The organism is Emcibacter sp. (assembly GCF_963675455.1).
Taxonomy (GTDB): Bacteria; Pseudomonadota; Alphaproteobacteria; order Sphingomonadales; family Emcibacteraceae; genus Emcibacter.
Window position 1 is genome coordinate 1,392,713 of sequence record NZ_OY776217.1, and the last position, 13,737, is coordinate 1,406,449.

Here is a 13,737-nt window from a genome sequence, read left to right on the forward strand (position 1 = left end):
AATGACCGATCTGATTATTGTGAGGGAACAACTATGAAAAAATATCCTGAGACGCCGGACTTTGTCGGCCTGAATGCCCCGGTCTGCGAAGAGTACAGTTTGAAAAACCTGGAGGTGGAAGGTGAAATCCCGGCAGATGTGTGCGGGGCCTTCTTCCGGGCCGTGCCCGATCCGGCATTTCCGCCGATGTTTGATGACGATACGGCGCTGTCCGGTGACGGCATGGTTTCACGGCTTTATTTTGGCGCCGACGGCACAGTGGATTTTGACATACGTTATGTCCAGACCGCCCGGCATACAGCAGAGGTCGAGGCAGGCAAGGCTTTGTTCGGACGCTATCGCAATCCCTTTACCGATGATCCGTCCGTAAAGGGCGTGGACCGGACCGTGGCCAATACCACGCCGGTCTGGCATGCCGGGCGCCTGCTGATGACCAAGGAAGACGGACGCGCCTACGAGATGAACCCCCATACCCTGGAAACCATCGGGTCATATGACTTTGACGGGGCGTTGAAATCGGAAACCATGACCGCCCATGTGCGTATTGATCCTGACACAAAGGAAATGTTTTTCTTCGGCTATGAAGCAGATGGCCTGGCCTCCACCAAGGTCTCCTATTGCATCGCCGACAAGGACGGAAAACTGATCCGTGAACAGTGGTTCGATGTACCCTATTGCTCCATGATGCATGACTTTGTGATGACGGAAAACTATGCTCTTTTCCCGGTCTACCCGACCACTTCTGATCTGGAGCGCCTCAAGGCAGGTGGCGATCACTGGGTTCACCACATGGATCTGGACAGCTGGGTCGGTATCATGCCGCGTTATGGCGATGTGTCCGAGATGCGCTGGTTCAGGGGCCCCAAGGGAGTGTCGACCTATCACATGATGAATGCCTTTGAGGACAGCGAGGGACGGGTGCATATGGACCATAATATGTCCGAATGTAATGCCTTTCCTTTCATCCAGCGCGCCTCGGGCCTGAATGTTCCGTCGCAGGAACTGGGCGGCGGGTTGATCCGCTGGACCATGGATATGAACGGCGGCGATGAAAAACTGACCCAGGCGACGCTCGGCCCTCCGGGTGATATGCCGCGGGTGGCTGATGCGGATCAGGGGCGTCCCTACCAGAGAGGCTGGTACCTGAGTGTCAATCCGGAACTTCAGGGGCCGCCGCTGATGGGCGGTGTCGTGGGGGCCGAATTTAACCTGTTGCTGCGGATTGAGCCGGGGTCAGGCCGGATTGATTCCTATGCCTTTCCACCGTTGTGGGGGATTGGGGAGCCTGTCCATGTGCCTGCGTCGCAGGACGGACACGAGGGCTGGCTGATTTCCATTGTCGATCAACAGATCGGCGAAAATGAGTTTGCTCACGCAGCCTGGATCTTTGACGCGGGCAATGTGACGGTCGGGCCGGTGGCGAAAGTGACCATTCCGCACAGGTTGCGTCCCCAGGTGCACGGCTGGTGGGTGCCCCGAGGGGAACTGGAGAAATCAAAACGGAAATAAAATGGGGCGGCTTTCGGGCCGCCCTTCTGCATTCAAAGGGTTTGGGCTGTCAGGTCAGGTCTGAAAGACCGGTGATAATGCCCGCTTCCGCCGCCTTCATGGTGTCCCTGCGCAGTTTCTCGATATGGAGGCGTCCTTCGGGGACTTCCTCGTTGGGCAGGGCGGCGACACTTTCCTCGTAAATCTTTTTGAAGTCCTCGGCAAATTCCGGATGGGTCAGGATAAGGCCCCGGTTTTCGGTCATGCCTTTCAGGGTTTTTTCGCCCACTTCAAGCGGGTCCATGCCGGCGTCGAAGGCGGTGCCGAACTGTTCCAGTTCCGATTTGTCGGCGGGGGCAAAGCCGCTGTCTTTAAAATCATCGGGGCGTTTCAGGGCGCTGTCCCAGGCGTTGGTGCGGGTCAGGCCCGGACACATCAGGGAGACGCCGATCTTGTGGGGCGCCAGGTTATAGCGCAGGGAGTCGGTGAGGCCGCGAACGGCGAACTTGCTGGCGGTATAAATGCCGGCCTGGGGACCGGCCAGGAAGGCTGCCATGCTGGCCACATTGACGATATGGCCACCCTCGCCATGTTGCTTGAGTTTGGGGATGAAGCTGACCAGCCCGTTGACAACGCCGCCGAAATTGACGCCCATGATCCAGTCGTAATCCGCATAACTTGCCTCATCCGTGGGGCCGAAGACACTGACCCCGGCGTTATTGATCAGCACATGGAGCTTGCCGAAATGATCGGCGACTTCATCAGCTACTTCGCCAAAGCGCGCCCGGTCCTGGACATCAAGTTTGACAAACAGCGGCTGTTCGCGCCCCTGATCCGCAAACCACCTGGAGGCAGCCTCTTTATGTTCTTCGTTTCTGTAGCTGAGCGCCAGCCGTATACCCGCATTGCTCAGGGCCCGCGCCAGACCAAAACCGATGCCGGAAACACCGGCGGTGATGAACGCTGTCTTGTTTTCCCAGGACATAAAATTCTCTCTATATTGATGTTGATTTGATTATTAGTTAGTGTAGCATACTAATAAATATTATCCATAAACACCAAAAAATATAGGGAATAGGGAAAATGACTGACAACTCCGATCTGAGAGCTGAACTTGACGCACTGGCCCAACGTGTGGGGACACTTGAGGACTCTGCCGCGATCCGCAAACTTCACTATGCCTACGGCTATTACATCGACTTCTGTCAGTATGACGAAGTGGTGCAGCTGTTCGCCGATGACGGCGAGGTGATTTTCCTGTCCGGGATTTACAAGGGTAAAGAGGGTGTGGCCCGTCTTTATAAAACCTGGTTCCAGAATTATTTCACCCACGGCAAGCCGGGACCGGAGGACGGCTTTCTTCTGGATCATTTCCAGATGCAGGACATCATCACTGTTGCACCTGACCGCAAGACTGCCAAGGGCCGGTTCCGCGCTGTCCTGATGGGCGGCGTTCACGAAAGCCGGGAGTATAAGCCCGAAGGGCTGCCTGAGCAGTTCTATGAAGCCGGTATCTACGAGAATGACTATGTCTGTGTGGACGGGGTGTGGAAAATCAAGCGCCTTGATTACATGGTGCAGTGGCAGGCGGAATATGAAAAAGGCTGGTCCAAGACCGAGGCTCACCTGCAGCCGGCGGTCGAAACCTATCCCAAAAACCCGCTTGGCCCGGACGAACTGCTGCCTGAACCGCGCCTGACCTGGCCGAATCGTCATGATGTGCCTTACCATTATGCCCATCCGGTGATGGGCAGGGCCTATAAACCCTTTAAGGAATAAGCCATGAAACGCCTTTTGCTTTTGGCCGGATTGATCGCCATTGCAGGTAATCCGTCCGGCTATGCCGGGGAGGCAACTTCCTGCGACAAGAGTCCGCGGCAGGTGGTGGAAGCTTTCGGGGAGCTGTTTTACAGCCAGCTTAAAGTGAAAGAGGCGTTCGAGGCCTGGGTGCGGGAAGATTATATCCAGCATAACCCGGTCGCCCCGGACGGCCGTCAGGCTGCCATCGATGCCCTTGGCGGCTGGCTCGAGACCCAGCCCGGGTTCACGTATGATGTGAAGCGGATCATTGCCGATGGCGATCTTGTTGCTGTCCATATGCATGCCCGGCCGACGCCCGAAGACCGTGGTTTTGCTGTGGTCGACATCTTCCGCGTCGAAGGCTGCAAAATTGCCGAACATTGGGATGTGCTTCAACCGGTGCCGGAAACTTCCGCCAACGACAATACAATGTTCTGACGGCGTCAAGGAGAGAGCTTATGTCACAAGATAATTCCGACGGCAGCGAAAAGGGCATGAGTGGACTTGGCAATAATGTCGTTAACCCGCGCTCCCATGTCGGTCTGGCGCCTCCTGCCGGGGAAATTGAGCGCAACGCTCCCTATAAACGTATTGCGACCGAGGAAGCCTGGAGCTTTCCCGAGCTGATCGAGGCCCAGGTCAGGCTTTATAATAGTGGTCAGGCGTCCGATGACGCTTCCCTGGCTATGGCCAACATGTTTGCCGGTATGAAGGGACTTCAGGAAACTCTCTTTGATCTTGGCGAAAAACGCATCGCCCGCATGGATGAACTGGGTATCGACCGTCAGCTTCTGCTGCTGACCTCGCCCGGCGTGCAGGTTCTGGGTCCCGAAGAGGGGACCCGTCTGGCGCGCATGTCCAATGACATTGCCGCCGAGGCCTGCGCAAAATATCCGGATCGTTTTTCCGCTCTCGCCGCCTTTCAGCCCCAGGATGTGGACGGGGCGGTGGCCGAAATCGAACGGGGCATGAAAGAGCTTAACCTCAACGGCGCGGTGCTGAACTCGCACTGGAAAGGGCGTTATCTGGACGAGGCGGAGTTTGAACCGATCCTGGCGGCGCTGGAGGCCAATGATGCGGCACTCTATATTCACCCGACGGCGCCCCGCTATAACCAGCCCTATCAGTTCCGCGGCATGACCGGCGCCCTGGGCGGCTTCCCCCATGATGTCTGGATCCACACCATGGGCCTGGTTCTGTCCGGCGCTTTTGATAAATATCCTGATATCAGACTTGTCATCGGCCACATGGGAGAATGCATGCCCTTGCACCTTTATCGTTTTGACTGGATGCAGTCCAATGCTGACGGGGTGCCGGGTCTGCGCGGTGGTCAGCCGCCGGTGACGCTCAGGCATCCGATCAGTTATTATTTCAAGAAAAACATCTGGATCACCACCAGCGGGGTAGGTTGGGAGCCGGCGATCAAATTCTGCATGGATGTGATGGGCCCGGACCGGGTGATATATGCCATGGATTATCCGTACCAGCAGTCGGGGGACGAAGTGGCGGCCTATGACCGGATGGATATCAGCCCGGAACATAAAAAGATGTTGATGCAGGAAAATGCCGAGCGGGTATTTAAGCTGTAACGGAAACCAGATTCCTCTGGCTGCATAAGCCAATATAACTGAACCGCCTGTCTCCCATTACGTGCCGGGAGACAGGCGGATTTTTTAATGCATCATAAATCCCAAACCAGGGGAAGGCCGCGCGGGCGGTCTGGCATCTTGGGGATAAAGGCAGAAGAAGAGGAAAAACGTTGCCAATCTGTCAGGGTCTCTTTGATTTGTGAGCCCCGTACGGCAATCCAGTGCCCTTGGTTGTGAGGCGTCCAGACCATGGCAGGACCTTCCTGCAACTTTTTCCAGGCCAGGAAAGGGTCGCCTCCCGGCTCGCACGGGTGATAGAAATCAAAGTCAACAACCTGCTCGGGTTTGACGTGGGACGGTACTTCGGCATGCATCATTGTTCTCCTGGTGCACTATGAAGCCTTACGATGATTTGAAAAGTCCCTGGGTGCATCGAATAAATGCAAATTGATTAAATGTGGAAGCCTTCTGTTATGTGGGATTCTTGGGTTGATGCATACATTTTGCCGCAAATTGCTTGACATATTTCGGAAAAAAACTGTATGTAACACAAATTAAAAATACAATTATAAAAGAAGCTAGTCAATAGCGGAGAAGGGCGAAAAAGGCTTGATTTTGGATCCAATTAAAGGCGGCTTCTGATGGGAAAGTTCCGATTTGGAGAGTCTTCTGAATTGCGGGCTTTTTTGTTTATTGTATGCATTATTGCTGTAAATTGCTTGACATATTTCGACAATAGACTGTAAGTAACACAAATTAAAAATAGTTTTATTTGCAGAAACTGATTTATAGTGGAGAAGAGCGAAAAGAACTTGGTTTGGGATCCAATTAAGGGTAGTCTCTGAGAAGAATGCCCCATTTGAATCGCTGTAGGATTGTCCGGATATTTTGGCAAATACCAGCAACTTTTCGCGACCAGCGTCTGTGTGGCCTGACTGAAAAAGGATAAGGACAGGGTGCGGATTTATGCTGGTAAGAATATGTTTTAAATGGGGAAATGGAAGAATGCCGCGCTACTTCCCCTGACTTCGGGGCGGCCAAAAGGGAGGCGGGAAACTCGCTATGAATGATGTCACTCTATATCATTGGGAGCCGAATGCTAATTCCGGCAAACCGATGCTTGCGCTGGCTGAAAAAGGGGTCCAATTCAAAAGTCACTATCTCGATCTGCTGAACTTTGATCAGCACAAGCCCGAGTATCTGGCCATTAACCCCCAGGGAACAATTCCGGCCATGACGCATGGTGACCGGGTACTGACCGAATCCACGGCCATTATGGAATATGTGGACGAGACCTTTGATGGTCCGTCTTTAATGCCGGAAGATCCGTTCGAGCGGCTGCGTGTGCGCTGGTGGATGAAATTCATGGACCAGTGGCTGGCACCCTCCTTCAGCATGATTGGCTGGAGTTTCTTTGTCGGGCCGTCTGTCCGCAGCAAGGATCCTGAAGAGTTGAAAGCCGCCATTGACCGTATTCCCATGCCGGAGCGGCGGGTGGCCTGGCGCAAGGCGATCTATGGCACCTTCAGTGAAGAGGAAATGAAGGAATCCATGCGTCGTGTGGCGGTGGGGATTGATATGCTGGAGGCCGAGCTTGCCAAACACAAGTGGCTGGCCAGCGACCAGTACAGCCTGGCCGACGTCAACGGATTTAACCTTGGCTATGCACTTCCCCTGTCCCAGCCGGAACTCGCCAATGATGAGCGGACGCCGCATATCATGGAATGGCTCAGGAAAATTTATGAGCGTCCTGCGACCAGATTTATCTGGGGTATGGGCAAGACGGATATGGTGAAACGTGTGCAAATTCTTGAGCGGGGAGCAAACTAATGACAATGAAGATTTATCATGGTGAGCCCAATGGTCCTTCCCTGACGGTTCTTGCTGCGCTTTCGGAAAAGAATCTTGATGCCGACCTCGTGTATATTGACCTTGCCCGTGCAGAACGGCATGGATCGAAATGTGAGCAAAGCGTGGAAGTAAACATGAGCGTGGAAGGTGAGGGCCCGGTCCTTGTGGTCAATGGCGAACCGCTTGCCGATTCGGTCTTTATTGCCCGATATCTTGATGATGTGGGGTCCGGTTCCAGTCTGGTGCCTGGTGATTCCTATGGGTGCTGGGAAGTCATGACCTGGTGCCGTTTTGTGATTGAAAGGGTGGCGCCGGCGGCGTCTTATCTGGGGGTCAAGGCTCATCTGAAAGACCGGCTTGCCGGTCTTGATGACAGTGCTTTCGCGGAAATGGTCGGCAAAATAGCCAGCGAGGACCTGAAGCAGCGCTGGTGTGATGTTCGGACCGGAAAGTTTTCCGATGACCAGGTTGCTGATTCCGAATCCAAGATTGTTCAGGCGGCGGAAAAGGTTGAAGCGCAGCTTGAGGGACGTGACTGGCTGATGGGCGAGTTCAGTATGGCCGATCTCGAAACCTATGCCTGGCTTGCCGGCATGGTCGACCTGGTGCCAGCTGCCTTTGAAAATGCCGGTCGTACCAAAACATGGCTGGAACGGGTGCGCAATCGTCCGTCTGTCCAGCAGGCGCTTTCCAGGGCGACAGTTGCAGATCCTTTGAAATATTGGGCACCTGGACCGGAAATTAACCGCTGGGGTTAAGGGTTGCACCGGCAGGACACTAGATAATGTATGCAATAGCGTCATGTGGCGTCAGTCGGGGCTCGCGAACGGACTGAAAAAGAGGTAAAGTCAGGTTTGCATGGTCCAATAGTCTGTGGATCAGGATGTACGGGAGGAAGCTGAGGGCCAAGGCAACAGCTGTGTATTGGGAGCATAAGAGAGATGATGATGAAAAAACTGCTGATTATGGCGACCCTGGCAATTGCCGGCGGCGGATTGTTAACCGGGTGTGGCAAGGAAGAGGGGGGCGAAGCTCCTGCCTCTGCTGCGACCGGCGTTGTCGACACGAACAGTCTGGTCGCTGCAGTAAATGATACCTCCAACTGGCCGACCTACGGGCGCACCTACAGCCAGCAACGCTATAACCCGGCGGATCAGATCAACCAATCCAATGTAGCCTCCCTCGGCCTGGCCTGGTATGCTGATATGGATACCGCCCGCGGGCAGGAGGCAACGCCTCTGGTTATTGACGGCAACCTCTATTTCACAACGGCCTGGTCCAAGGTCAAGGCTTATGATGGCGCCACCGGTGCATTGCTGTGGGCGTATGATCCTGAAGTTCCCGGCGAAACTGCCGCAAAAGGATGTTGCGATGTCATCAACCGCGGCATGACAGCCTGGGGGGACAGCCTGTATTTCGGCAGTCTTGACGGTCGCCTGATTTCCCTTGACCGTGAAAGCGGCAAGCTTAACTGGAGCGTGGTGACGGTCGACCAGTCCAAAAACTATACAATTACCGGCGCACCGATCGCCATTGACGGCATGGTCATTATTGGTAATGGCGGTGCGGAATTCGGGGTGCGCGGGTACATTTCCGCCTACGACAGCAAAACCGGCGAGCAGCTTTGGCGCTTTTATACGGTGCCGGACAATCCGGCCAATGGCCCGCAGCCAGAATATCTGGAAAAAGCCGCCGAGACCTGGAACGGCGAATGGTGGAATATCGGTGGTGGCGGAACAGTCTGGGATTCCATGGCCTATGATCCGGATCTTGACCTGCTCTATATCGGGGTTGGCAATGGATCGCCCTGGAACCAGGCGTTACGTTCTCCGGGCGGGGGCGATAATCTTTATCTGTCCTCCATTGTTGCCGTGCGGCCGAAGACCGGCGAATATGTCTGGCACTATCAGACCACGCCCGGCGAGACCTGGGACTACACAGCCACCCAGCATATCATGCTGGCCGATATGGAAATCGACGGCCAGAAGCGCAAGGTGTTGATGCAGGCGCCCAAGAACGGCTTTTTCTATGTGATTGACCGGGCCACCGGTGAACTCCTGTCTGCCAATAACTATGTACCTGTGAACTGGGCCAAGGGAATAGACATGGAAACCGGGCGTCCCATAGCGGTTCCTGAAGCCCGCTACGACCAAACCGGCAAACTTGCTGTTGTCACACCCGGTCCGACAGGTGGTCATAGCTGGCACCCAATGGCTTATGATCCCAACCAGAGCCTGGTCTTCATTCCGGCCAATATCTCGGCTTTTCCCTATATTCCGGCAAAAAACTGGGAAGTGAAAAAGATGGGTTTCAATGTCGGGGTTGATATGGCCGCTGCAGCCATGCCGGCCATCGAGGAGGTCCGGGCGGCGGCCAAAGCAGCGACCAAAGGGGCGCTTATTGCCTGGAATCCGGTGACACAGACGGAACGCTGGCGGGTAAATTTTGACGGTCCCTGGAATGGCGGCATTCTGGCTACCGGCGGTGGTCTTGTTTTTCAGGGCAATGCCGCGAGCAATTTTGCCGCTTATGCGGCTGACAGCGGTGAGAAGCTGTGGTCTTTTCCGGCCCAGACCGGCATTGTGGCCGCCCCGGTAACCTATACCATCGGGGAGGAACAATATGTGGCAGTGCTGGCCGGCTGGGGCGGTGTCTGGCCGTTGGTGACCGGTGTGCTGGCGGATGTGTCCGGGCCCGTCCGCAACATCAGCCGCCTGCTGGTTTTCAAACTCAACGGAACGGCGGAATTGCCGCCGGTGCCGCCACTCAACGAATTGCCTCTTGATCCGCCGCCGCTGACAGCCGGCGACGACGTAGTGCTGCAGGGAGGGAACCTTTTTGCCCGCTATTGCGGCACCTGTCACGGTGATGCCGCCGTCGCCGGATCACTGACACCGGACCTGCGTCACAGCGGGCTGCTGTTCGATGAGGACAGCTGGAAAATGGTCGTCATTGACGGCGAACTGAAACACAACGGCATGGTGTCCTGGGAACCTGTGATTAGTCCGGCAGAGGCCGACAGCATTCGCCATTATGTCATTAAACGTGCGAATGAAGACAAAGCGTTGGAGTAATAAGAATGATCACTTTATACACCTCTGAGACCCCGAACGGCTGGAAAGCGTCCATTACCCTTGAGGAACTGGGGCTGCCTTATGAAGTTCACCAGATCCACCTGAGTAAAGGGGAACAGAAAGAACCCTGGTATCTCGAGATCAATCCCAACGGGCGTATCCCGGCAATTGTTGATGATGGCTTCAAGGTTTTTGAGTCCGGTGCTATTATGCTGTATCTGGCAGAAAAAACCGGCAAGCTGATGCCAACGGATCCCAAGGGTAAAAGTCTGGTGACCCAGTGGTTGATGTTCCAGATTGGCGGCCTTGGCCCGATGATGGGGCAGGCCAATGTGTTCTACCGTTATTTCCCCGAGAAGATTCCCGCTGCCATTGAACGGTATCAGCGGGAAACCCGGCGTCTTCTGGAGGTGCTGAACACGAGGTTGGCCGACAATGAATATCTGGCTGGCGATTATTCCATTGCGGATATCGCCAACTGGTGCTGGGCCCATGCCTATGCGTGGTCCGGTGTGAATATTGACGGACTGGATCATTTGCAGCGCTGGATCGATCTGGTCGCTGCCCGCCCGGCCGTCATTACAGGCAAGGCTGTGCCGCCGCCGACAGACCTTGGCGCACAGGATGAGAAGACACTTGAAGGCGGCAAAAAGCTGCTGGTTTAACTAAAATTCGACCCAAAACACAGGATGAATATTATGAATGAGATGAGCAATATTTTGAAACAGTATGCCTATTCCGAGAAAGCTCAGAAGGCACTGAACCGTAAACCGGCCCTGTTTATCAACAATGAGTGGGTTAATCCCTCAGGCGACGAAACCATCGCCGTGATCGACCCGTCAAGCGGCAAGCAAGTCAGCCAGATCGCCGAAGCGACAGATGGCGACGTGGATCGCGCCGTTGCCGCTGCCCGCACAGCTTTTGACGACGGCCGCTGGAGCAACCTGCCTCCGATCGCCCGTGAAATGATGATGCACAAACTGGCCGACCTGATCAGCCAGAATGCTGACGAACTGGCCGAGCTGGAAGCCATCGATAACGGTAAACCCAAAGGCATGGCCGCAAATGTGGATATTCCTGCCGCTGCCGGCATGATGCATTATATGGCCGGTTGGGCAACCAAACTTAGCGGTGAAATGATCGAGCCGATGGCCGCGCCGCGCGGAACGTTTCACAGCTATGTGCGCCGCGAACCTGTCGGTGTTGCTGCCCAGATCGTGCCCTGGAACTTCCCGCTGCTGATGGCGATTCTGAAAGTTGCACCGGCCCTGGCCGCCGGATGTACACTGATCCTGAAACCCGCCGAACAGACTTCAGTGACAGCTCTCCGTATGGCGGACCTGATTGCCGAAGCTGGTTTCCCGGCCGGTGTGATCAACATCATTACCGGTTACGGCCATACAGCCGGTGACCGTCTGGTCAAACACCCCGATGTTGATAAAGTGGCTTTCACAGGCTCCACCGAAGTAGGTAAAATCATCAACAAAAACGCCACAGACACCCTGAAGCGTGTGACTCTCGAACTTGGTGGCAAGTCTCCTGTCGTGGTTCTGCCTGATGTGGATGTTGCCTCTGTTGGTGCCGGTGCTGCCGGTGCTATCTTCTTCAACTCCGGTCAGGTTTGTGTGGCCGGCTCCCGCCTGTTTGCCCACAGTTCCATCTTTGACAAGGTGATCGAAGGTGTTGCCGGTGCGGCAGAATTCTGGGCGCCCCGTCCGTCACTGGATCCCGAAGGCCACATGGGCCCGCTGGTATCCGACGAGCAGTTCAACCGGGTTATGGGCTATATTGAAGCCGGTAAAAAAGCCGGTGCTTCCGTTGCTGTTGGCGGTGATGCACCAAGCGCCGACGGCTATTACGTAAACCCGACCGTTCTGGTTGATGTGAAACCGGACATGAGTGTTGTTCAGGAAGAAATCTTCGGTCCGGTTGTTGTTGCCCAGCGCTTTGACGATCTGGACGAAGTTGCCAAGGCTGCCAACGACACCTGTTACGGTCTCGGCGCCGGTATCTGGACCAAGGATGTGTCCGCCATGCATCAGCTGGCTGCCAAAATCAAGGCCGGTACCGTATGGGGCAACTGCCATGGCGTGATCGATCCGGCCCTGCCGTTCGGTGGCTACAAAGAGTCCGGCCTTGGCCGCGAACAGGCCCGTCAGGGTGTGGAAGCCTATACCGAGCTGAAGAGCGTTATCATCCAGCTTTAATTATATCCGGGCCTCTCCCCCTCCGGGGAGGGGCCTTTCCTCTGATACCTTTGATAGAGATACCTTATGATCGACCTTGATAAAGTCATTGCCATTGATGTCCACGTTCACGCGGAAGTGTCTTGCTGTGATCCGGAAGACCCGGTGATGAGCGAGTTCTATGATGCCACGTCAAAATATTTCAAGGCTGATCGAAAGAGGCCGACCATTCCCGAGACCATCGCCCTGTACCGGGAACAGAATGTCGCCTTTGTGATGTTTACGGTGGATATTGAATCCGCCTTTGGCGCGAAACGCATCCGCAACGAGGAAATCGCCGAGTTCGCCAAGGACAATGCAGACATCATGATCCCTTTTGCTTCCATCGATCCCCACAAGGGTAAATATGGCGCGCGGGAAGCCCGCATGCTGATCGAGGAATATGGTGTGAAGGGATTCAAGTTCCATCCCCCGATGCAGGATTTTCACCCGTCCGACCGGATGGCCTATCCAATTTATGAAGTGATTGCGGAATATAAACTGCCGGCCGTGTTCCATACCGGCCATTCCGGCATGGGAACCGGCATGCCCGGCGGTGGCGGGGTGAAGCTGAAATATGGCCAGCCGATGCTGGTGGATGATGCCGCGGCAGATTTTCCGGATATGAAATTCATTCTGGCCCACCCGAGCTGGCCCTGGACCGATGAAAGCCTGTCCATGGCCCTGCACAAGGACAATGTCTTTATCGACCTGTCCGGCTGGGCGCCGAAATATTTCCCCAAGCAGGTCATTCACTACGCCAACACCCAGCTGAAACACAAGATGCTGTTCGGCTCCGACTTCCCGCTGTTGACGCCTGATGTCTGGATCAAGTCTGCGAAGGAAGTAGGTTTCCGGGAAGACGTCCTGCCGTTGATCCTGAAAGAAAATGCAGCCAGAGTCCTGGGACTGAAATGAGCGACTTTTCCCTGACAGGAAAACATATTATCGTCACCGGCGCTTCCAGCGGTATTGGTCTCGGCTCGGCGAAAGTGATGGCCGGGCTCGGTGCGAAAGTCATGCTGGTGGCCCGCCGTGAAGACAAACTGGCGCAGGCCGTCGAGGAAATTCGCAGGGCCGGCGGTGAGGCCGGTTATTACGCAGCCGACATGTCCGTCCGGGATCAGGTAAATGCCTCGATTGATGCGGCAGAAGAAGTTTTCGGGCCCGTCGACGGCCTGTTCGCCAATGCGGGCGCCGGGGGCCCGAGGGCGCCGATCACCGAATATACCGATGAAGCCTTTGACGACATCATGACTTTGAACCTGAAAAGCCTGTTCTGGGCCATGAAAAGGGTGCTGCCGTCGATGATTGAACGCCGGGACGGTGCCATTCTGGCGACGGGATCTCTGGCCAGCGAACGGGGTTTCCCAAACACGGTGGGCTATAACGCCTCCAAACATGCGGTACTGGGCATGGTCCGTTCGGCAGCTGCAGAGGTGGCTCGTCATAACATCAGGGTCAACTGCATCCTTCCCGGCGTCATTGAGTCGGAAATGCTGGGCGAACTGGCGGATCAGCTTGGCAACGGCAACTATGATGAAGGATTAAAAATAATAGGACAAATGTCCCCGCAGGGGCGTGTCGGTACGTCAGAGGAATTAGGGAATGTTGCCGCCTTTCTGTTGTCTGATGCCGCCCGATATGTGAACGGGCAGGCATGGTCTGTGGATGGCGGCATTCTGGGAACAATAGCAACGGGAGGATAGA

The 13,737-nt window shown here is 55.2% G+C and carries 13 protein-coding genes; 11 read left to right on the forward strand and 2 right to left on the reverse strand.

The features are described 5' to 3' along the window. Positions 1-33 precede the first annotated feature (33 nt). Positions 34-1,509: a carotenoid oxygenase family protein gene (locus ACORNT_RS06255; protein ID WP_321396883.1), complete on the forward strand. Its 1,476-nt coding sequence runs from the start codon at positions 34-36 to the stop codon at positions 1,507-1,509. Positions 1,510-1,558: 49 nt separating this feature from the next. On the opposite strand, the gene ACORNT_RS06260 is transcribed toward ACORNT_RS06255, so the two are convergent. Next, entirely contained in the window at positions 1,559-2,473 is a 915-nt protein-coding gene (locus tag ACORNT_RS06260; protein WP_321396886.1) for an SDR family oxidoreductase, read from the reverse strand. Between the two features lie 98 nt (positions 2,474-2,571). On the opposite strand from ACORNT_RS06260, the gene ACORNT_RS06265 reads away from it, so the two are divergent. The 3 genes from ACORNT_RS06265 to ACORNT_RS06275 are packed head-to-tail and all read left to right on the forward strand — an operon-like array spanning position 2,572 to position 4,877. Then, positions 2,572-3,267: a nuclear transport factor 2 family protein gene (locus tag ACORNT_RS06265; protein ID WP_321396889.1), complete on the forward strand. Its 696-nt coding sequence runs from the start codon at positions 2,572-2,574 to the stop codon at positions 3,265-3,267. Positions 3,268-3,270: 3 nt separating this feature from the next. Next, positions 3,271-3,726: a nuclear transport factor 2 family protein gene (locus ACORNT_RS06270; protein ID WP_321396892.1), complete on the forward strand. Its 456-nt coding sequence runs from the start codon at positions 3,271-3,273 to the stop codon at positions 3,724-3,726. A gap of 20 nt (positions 3,727-3,746) precedes the next feature. Next, positions 3,747-4,877: an amidohydrolase family protein gene (locus ACORNT_RS06275; protein WP_321396895.1), complete on the forward strand. Its 1,131-nt coding sequence runs from the start codon at positions 3,747-3,749 to the stop codon at positions 4,875-4,877. Positions 4,878-4,969: 92 nt separating this feature from the next. Here ACORNT_RS06275 and ACORNT_RS06280 read toward each other — a convergent pair whose 3' ends face one another. Further along, entirely contained in the window at positions 4,970-5,254 is a 285-nt protein-coding gene (locus ACORNT_RS06280) for a hypothetical protein (RefSeq protein ID WP_321396898.1), read from the reverse strand. A gap of 685 nt (positions 5,255-5,939) precedes the next feature. Between ACORNT_RS06280 and ACORNT_RS06285 the strand changes: the two genes are divergently transcribed. The 7 genes from ACORNT_RS06285 to ACORNT_RS06315 all read left to right on the forward strand — a co-directional run bounded on the left by ACORNT_RS06285 (position 5,940) and on the right by ACORNT_RS06315 (position 13,736). Beyond that, on the forward strand, positions 5,940-6,707 hold the full coding sequence (locus ACORNT_RS06285; RefSeq protein WP_321396901.1) for a glutathione S-transferase family protein: 768 nt from the start codon (positions 5,940-5,942) through the stop codon (positions 6,705-6,707). Continuing rightward, positions 6,707-7,486: a glutathione S-transferase family protein gene (locus ACORNT_RS06290; RefSeq protein WP_321396904.1), complete on the forward strand. Its 780-nt coding sequence runs from the start codon at positions 6,707-6,709 to the stop codon at positions 7,484-7,486. The genes ACORNT_RS06285 and ACORNT_RS06290 overlap by 1 nt, the downstream gene beginning before the upstream one ends. A gap of 186 nt (positions 7,487-7,672) precedes the next feature. Then, positions 7,673-9,802 carry a PQQ-dependent dehydrogenase, methanol/ethanol family gene (locus ACORNT_RS06295; RefSeq protein ID WP_420717550.1) on the forward strand — a complete coding sequence of 710 codons (2,130 nt, stop codon included), beginning with the start codon at positions 7,673-7,675 and terminating at the stop codon, positions 9,800-9,802. Between the two features lie 5 nt (positions 9,803-9,807). After that, complete coding sequence (locus ACORNT_RS06300) at positions 9,808-10,467, forward strand: glutathione S-transferase family protein (RefSeq protein ID WP_321396909.1); 660 nt, start codon at positions 9,808-9,810, stop codon at positions 10,465-10,467. A 33-nt stretch (positions 10,468-10,500) separates the two neighbouring features. Next, the gene (locus ACORNT_RS06305) at positions 10,501-12,009 is read left to right on the forward strand and encodes an aldehyde dehydrogenase family protein (RefSeq protein WP_321396913.1); all 1,509 of its coding nucleotides are present in this window, start codon (positions 10,501-10,503) and stop codon (positions 12,007-12,009) included. 66 nt (positions 12,010-12,075) lie between these two features. After that, positions 12,076-12,945 (forward strand): amidohydrolase family protein, encoded by an 870-nt coding sequence (locus ACORNT_RS06310; RefSeq protein ID WP_321396916.1) that lies wholly within the window; start codon positions 12,076-12,078, stop codon positions 12,943-12,945. Next, the gene (locus ACORNT_RS06315) at positions 12,942-13,736 is read left to right on the forward strand and encodes an SDR family NAD(P)-dependent oxidoreductase (protein ID WP_321396919.1); all 795 of its coding nucleotides are present in this window, start codon (positions 12,942-12,944) and stop codon (positions 13,734-13,736) included. The genes ACORNT_RS06310 and ACORNT_RS06315 overlap by 4 nt, the downstream gene beginning before the upstream one ends. Position 13,737 lies beyond the last annotated feature (1 nt).

Excerpts from the sequence above, each read along its gene's own strand:
- ACORNT_RS06255 (WP_321396883.1), top strand. The coding sequence starts at position 34 with ATGAAAAAATATCCTGAGACGCCGGACTTTGTCGGCCTGAATGCCCCG.
- ACORNT_RS06260 (WP_321396886.1), bottom strand. The coding sequence starts at position 2,473 with ATGTCCTGGGAAAACAAGACAGCGTTCATCACCGCCGGTGTTTCCGGC.
- ACORNT_RS06265 (WP_321396889.1), top strand. The coding sequence starts at position 2,572 with ATGACTGACAACTCCGATCTGAGAGCTGAACTTGACGCACTGGCCCAA.
- ACORNT_RS06270 (WP_321396892.1), top strand. The coding sequence starts at position 3,271 with ATGAAACGCCTTTTGCTTTTGGCCGGATTGATCGCCATTGCAGGTAAT.
- ACORNT_RS06275 (WP_321396895.1), top strand. The coding sequence starts at position 3,747 with ATGTCACAAGATAATTCCGACGGCAGCGAAAAGGGCATGAGTGGACTT.
- ACORNT_RS06280 (WP_321396898.1), bottom strand. The coding sequence starts at position 5,254 with ATGATGCATGCCGAAGTACCGTCCCACGTCAAACCCGAGCAGGTTGTT.
- ACORNT_RS06285 (WP_321396901.1), top strand. The coding sequence starts at position 5,940 with ATGAATGATGTCACTCTATATCATTGGGAGCCGAATGCTAATTCCGGC.
- ACORNT_RS06290 (WP_321396904.1), top strand. The coding sequence starts at position 6,707 with ATGACAATGAAGATTTATCATGGTGAGCCCAATGGTCCTTCCCTGACG.
- ACORNT_RS06295 (WP_420717550.1), top strand. The coding sequence starts at position 7,673 with ATGATGAAAAAACTGCTGATTATGGCGACCCTGGCAATTGCCGGCGGC.
- ACORNT_RS06300 (WP_321396909.1), top strand. The coding sequence starts at position 9,808 with ATGATCACTTTATACACCTCTGAGACCCCGAACGGCTGGAAAGCGTCC.
- ACORNT_RS06305 (WP_321396913.1), top strand. The coding sequence starts at position 10,501 with ATGAATGAGATGAGCAATATTTTGAAACAGTATGCCTATTCCGAGAAA.
- ACORNT_RS06310 (WP_321396916.1), top strand. The coding sequence starts at position 12,076 with ATGATCGACCTTGATAAAGTCATTGCCATTGATGTCCACGTTCACGCG.
- ACORNT_RS06315 (WP_321396919.1), top strand. The coding sequence starts at position 12,942 with ATGAGCGACTTTTCCCTGACAGGAAAACATATTATCGTCACCGGCGCT.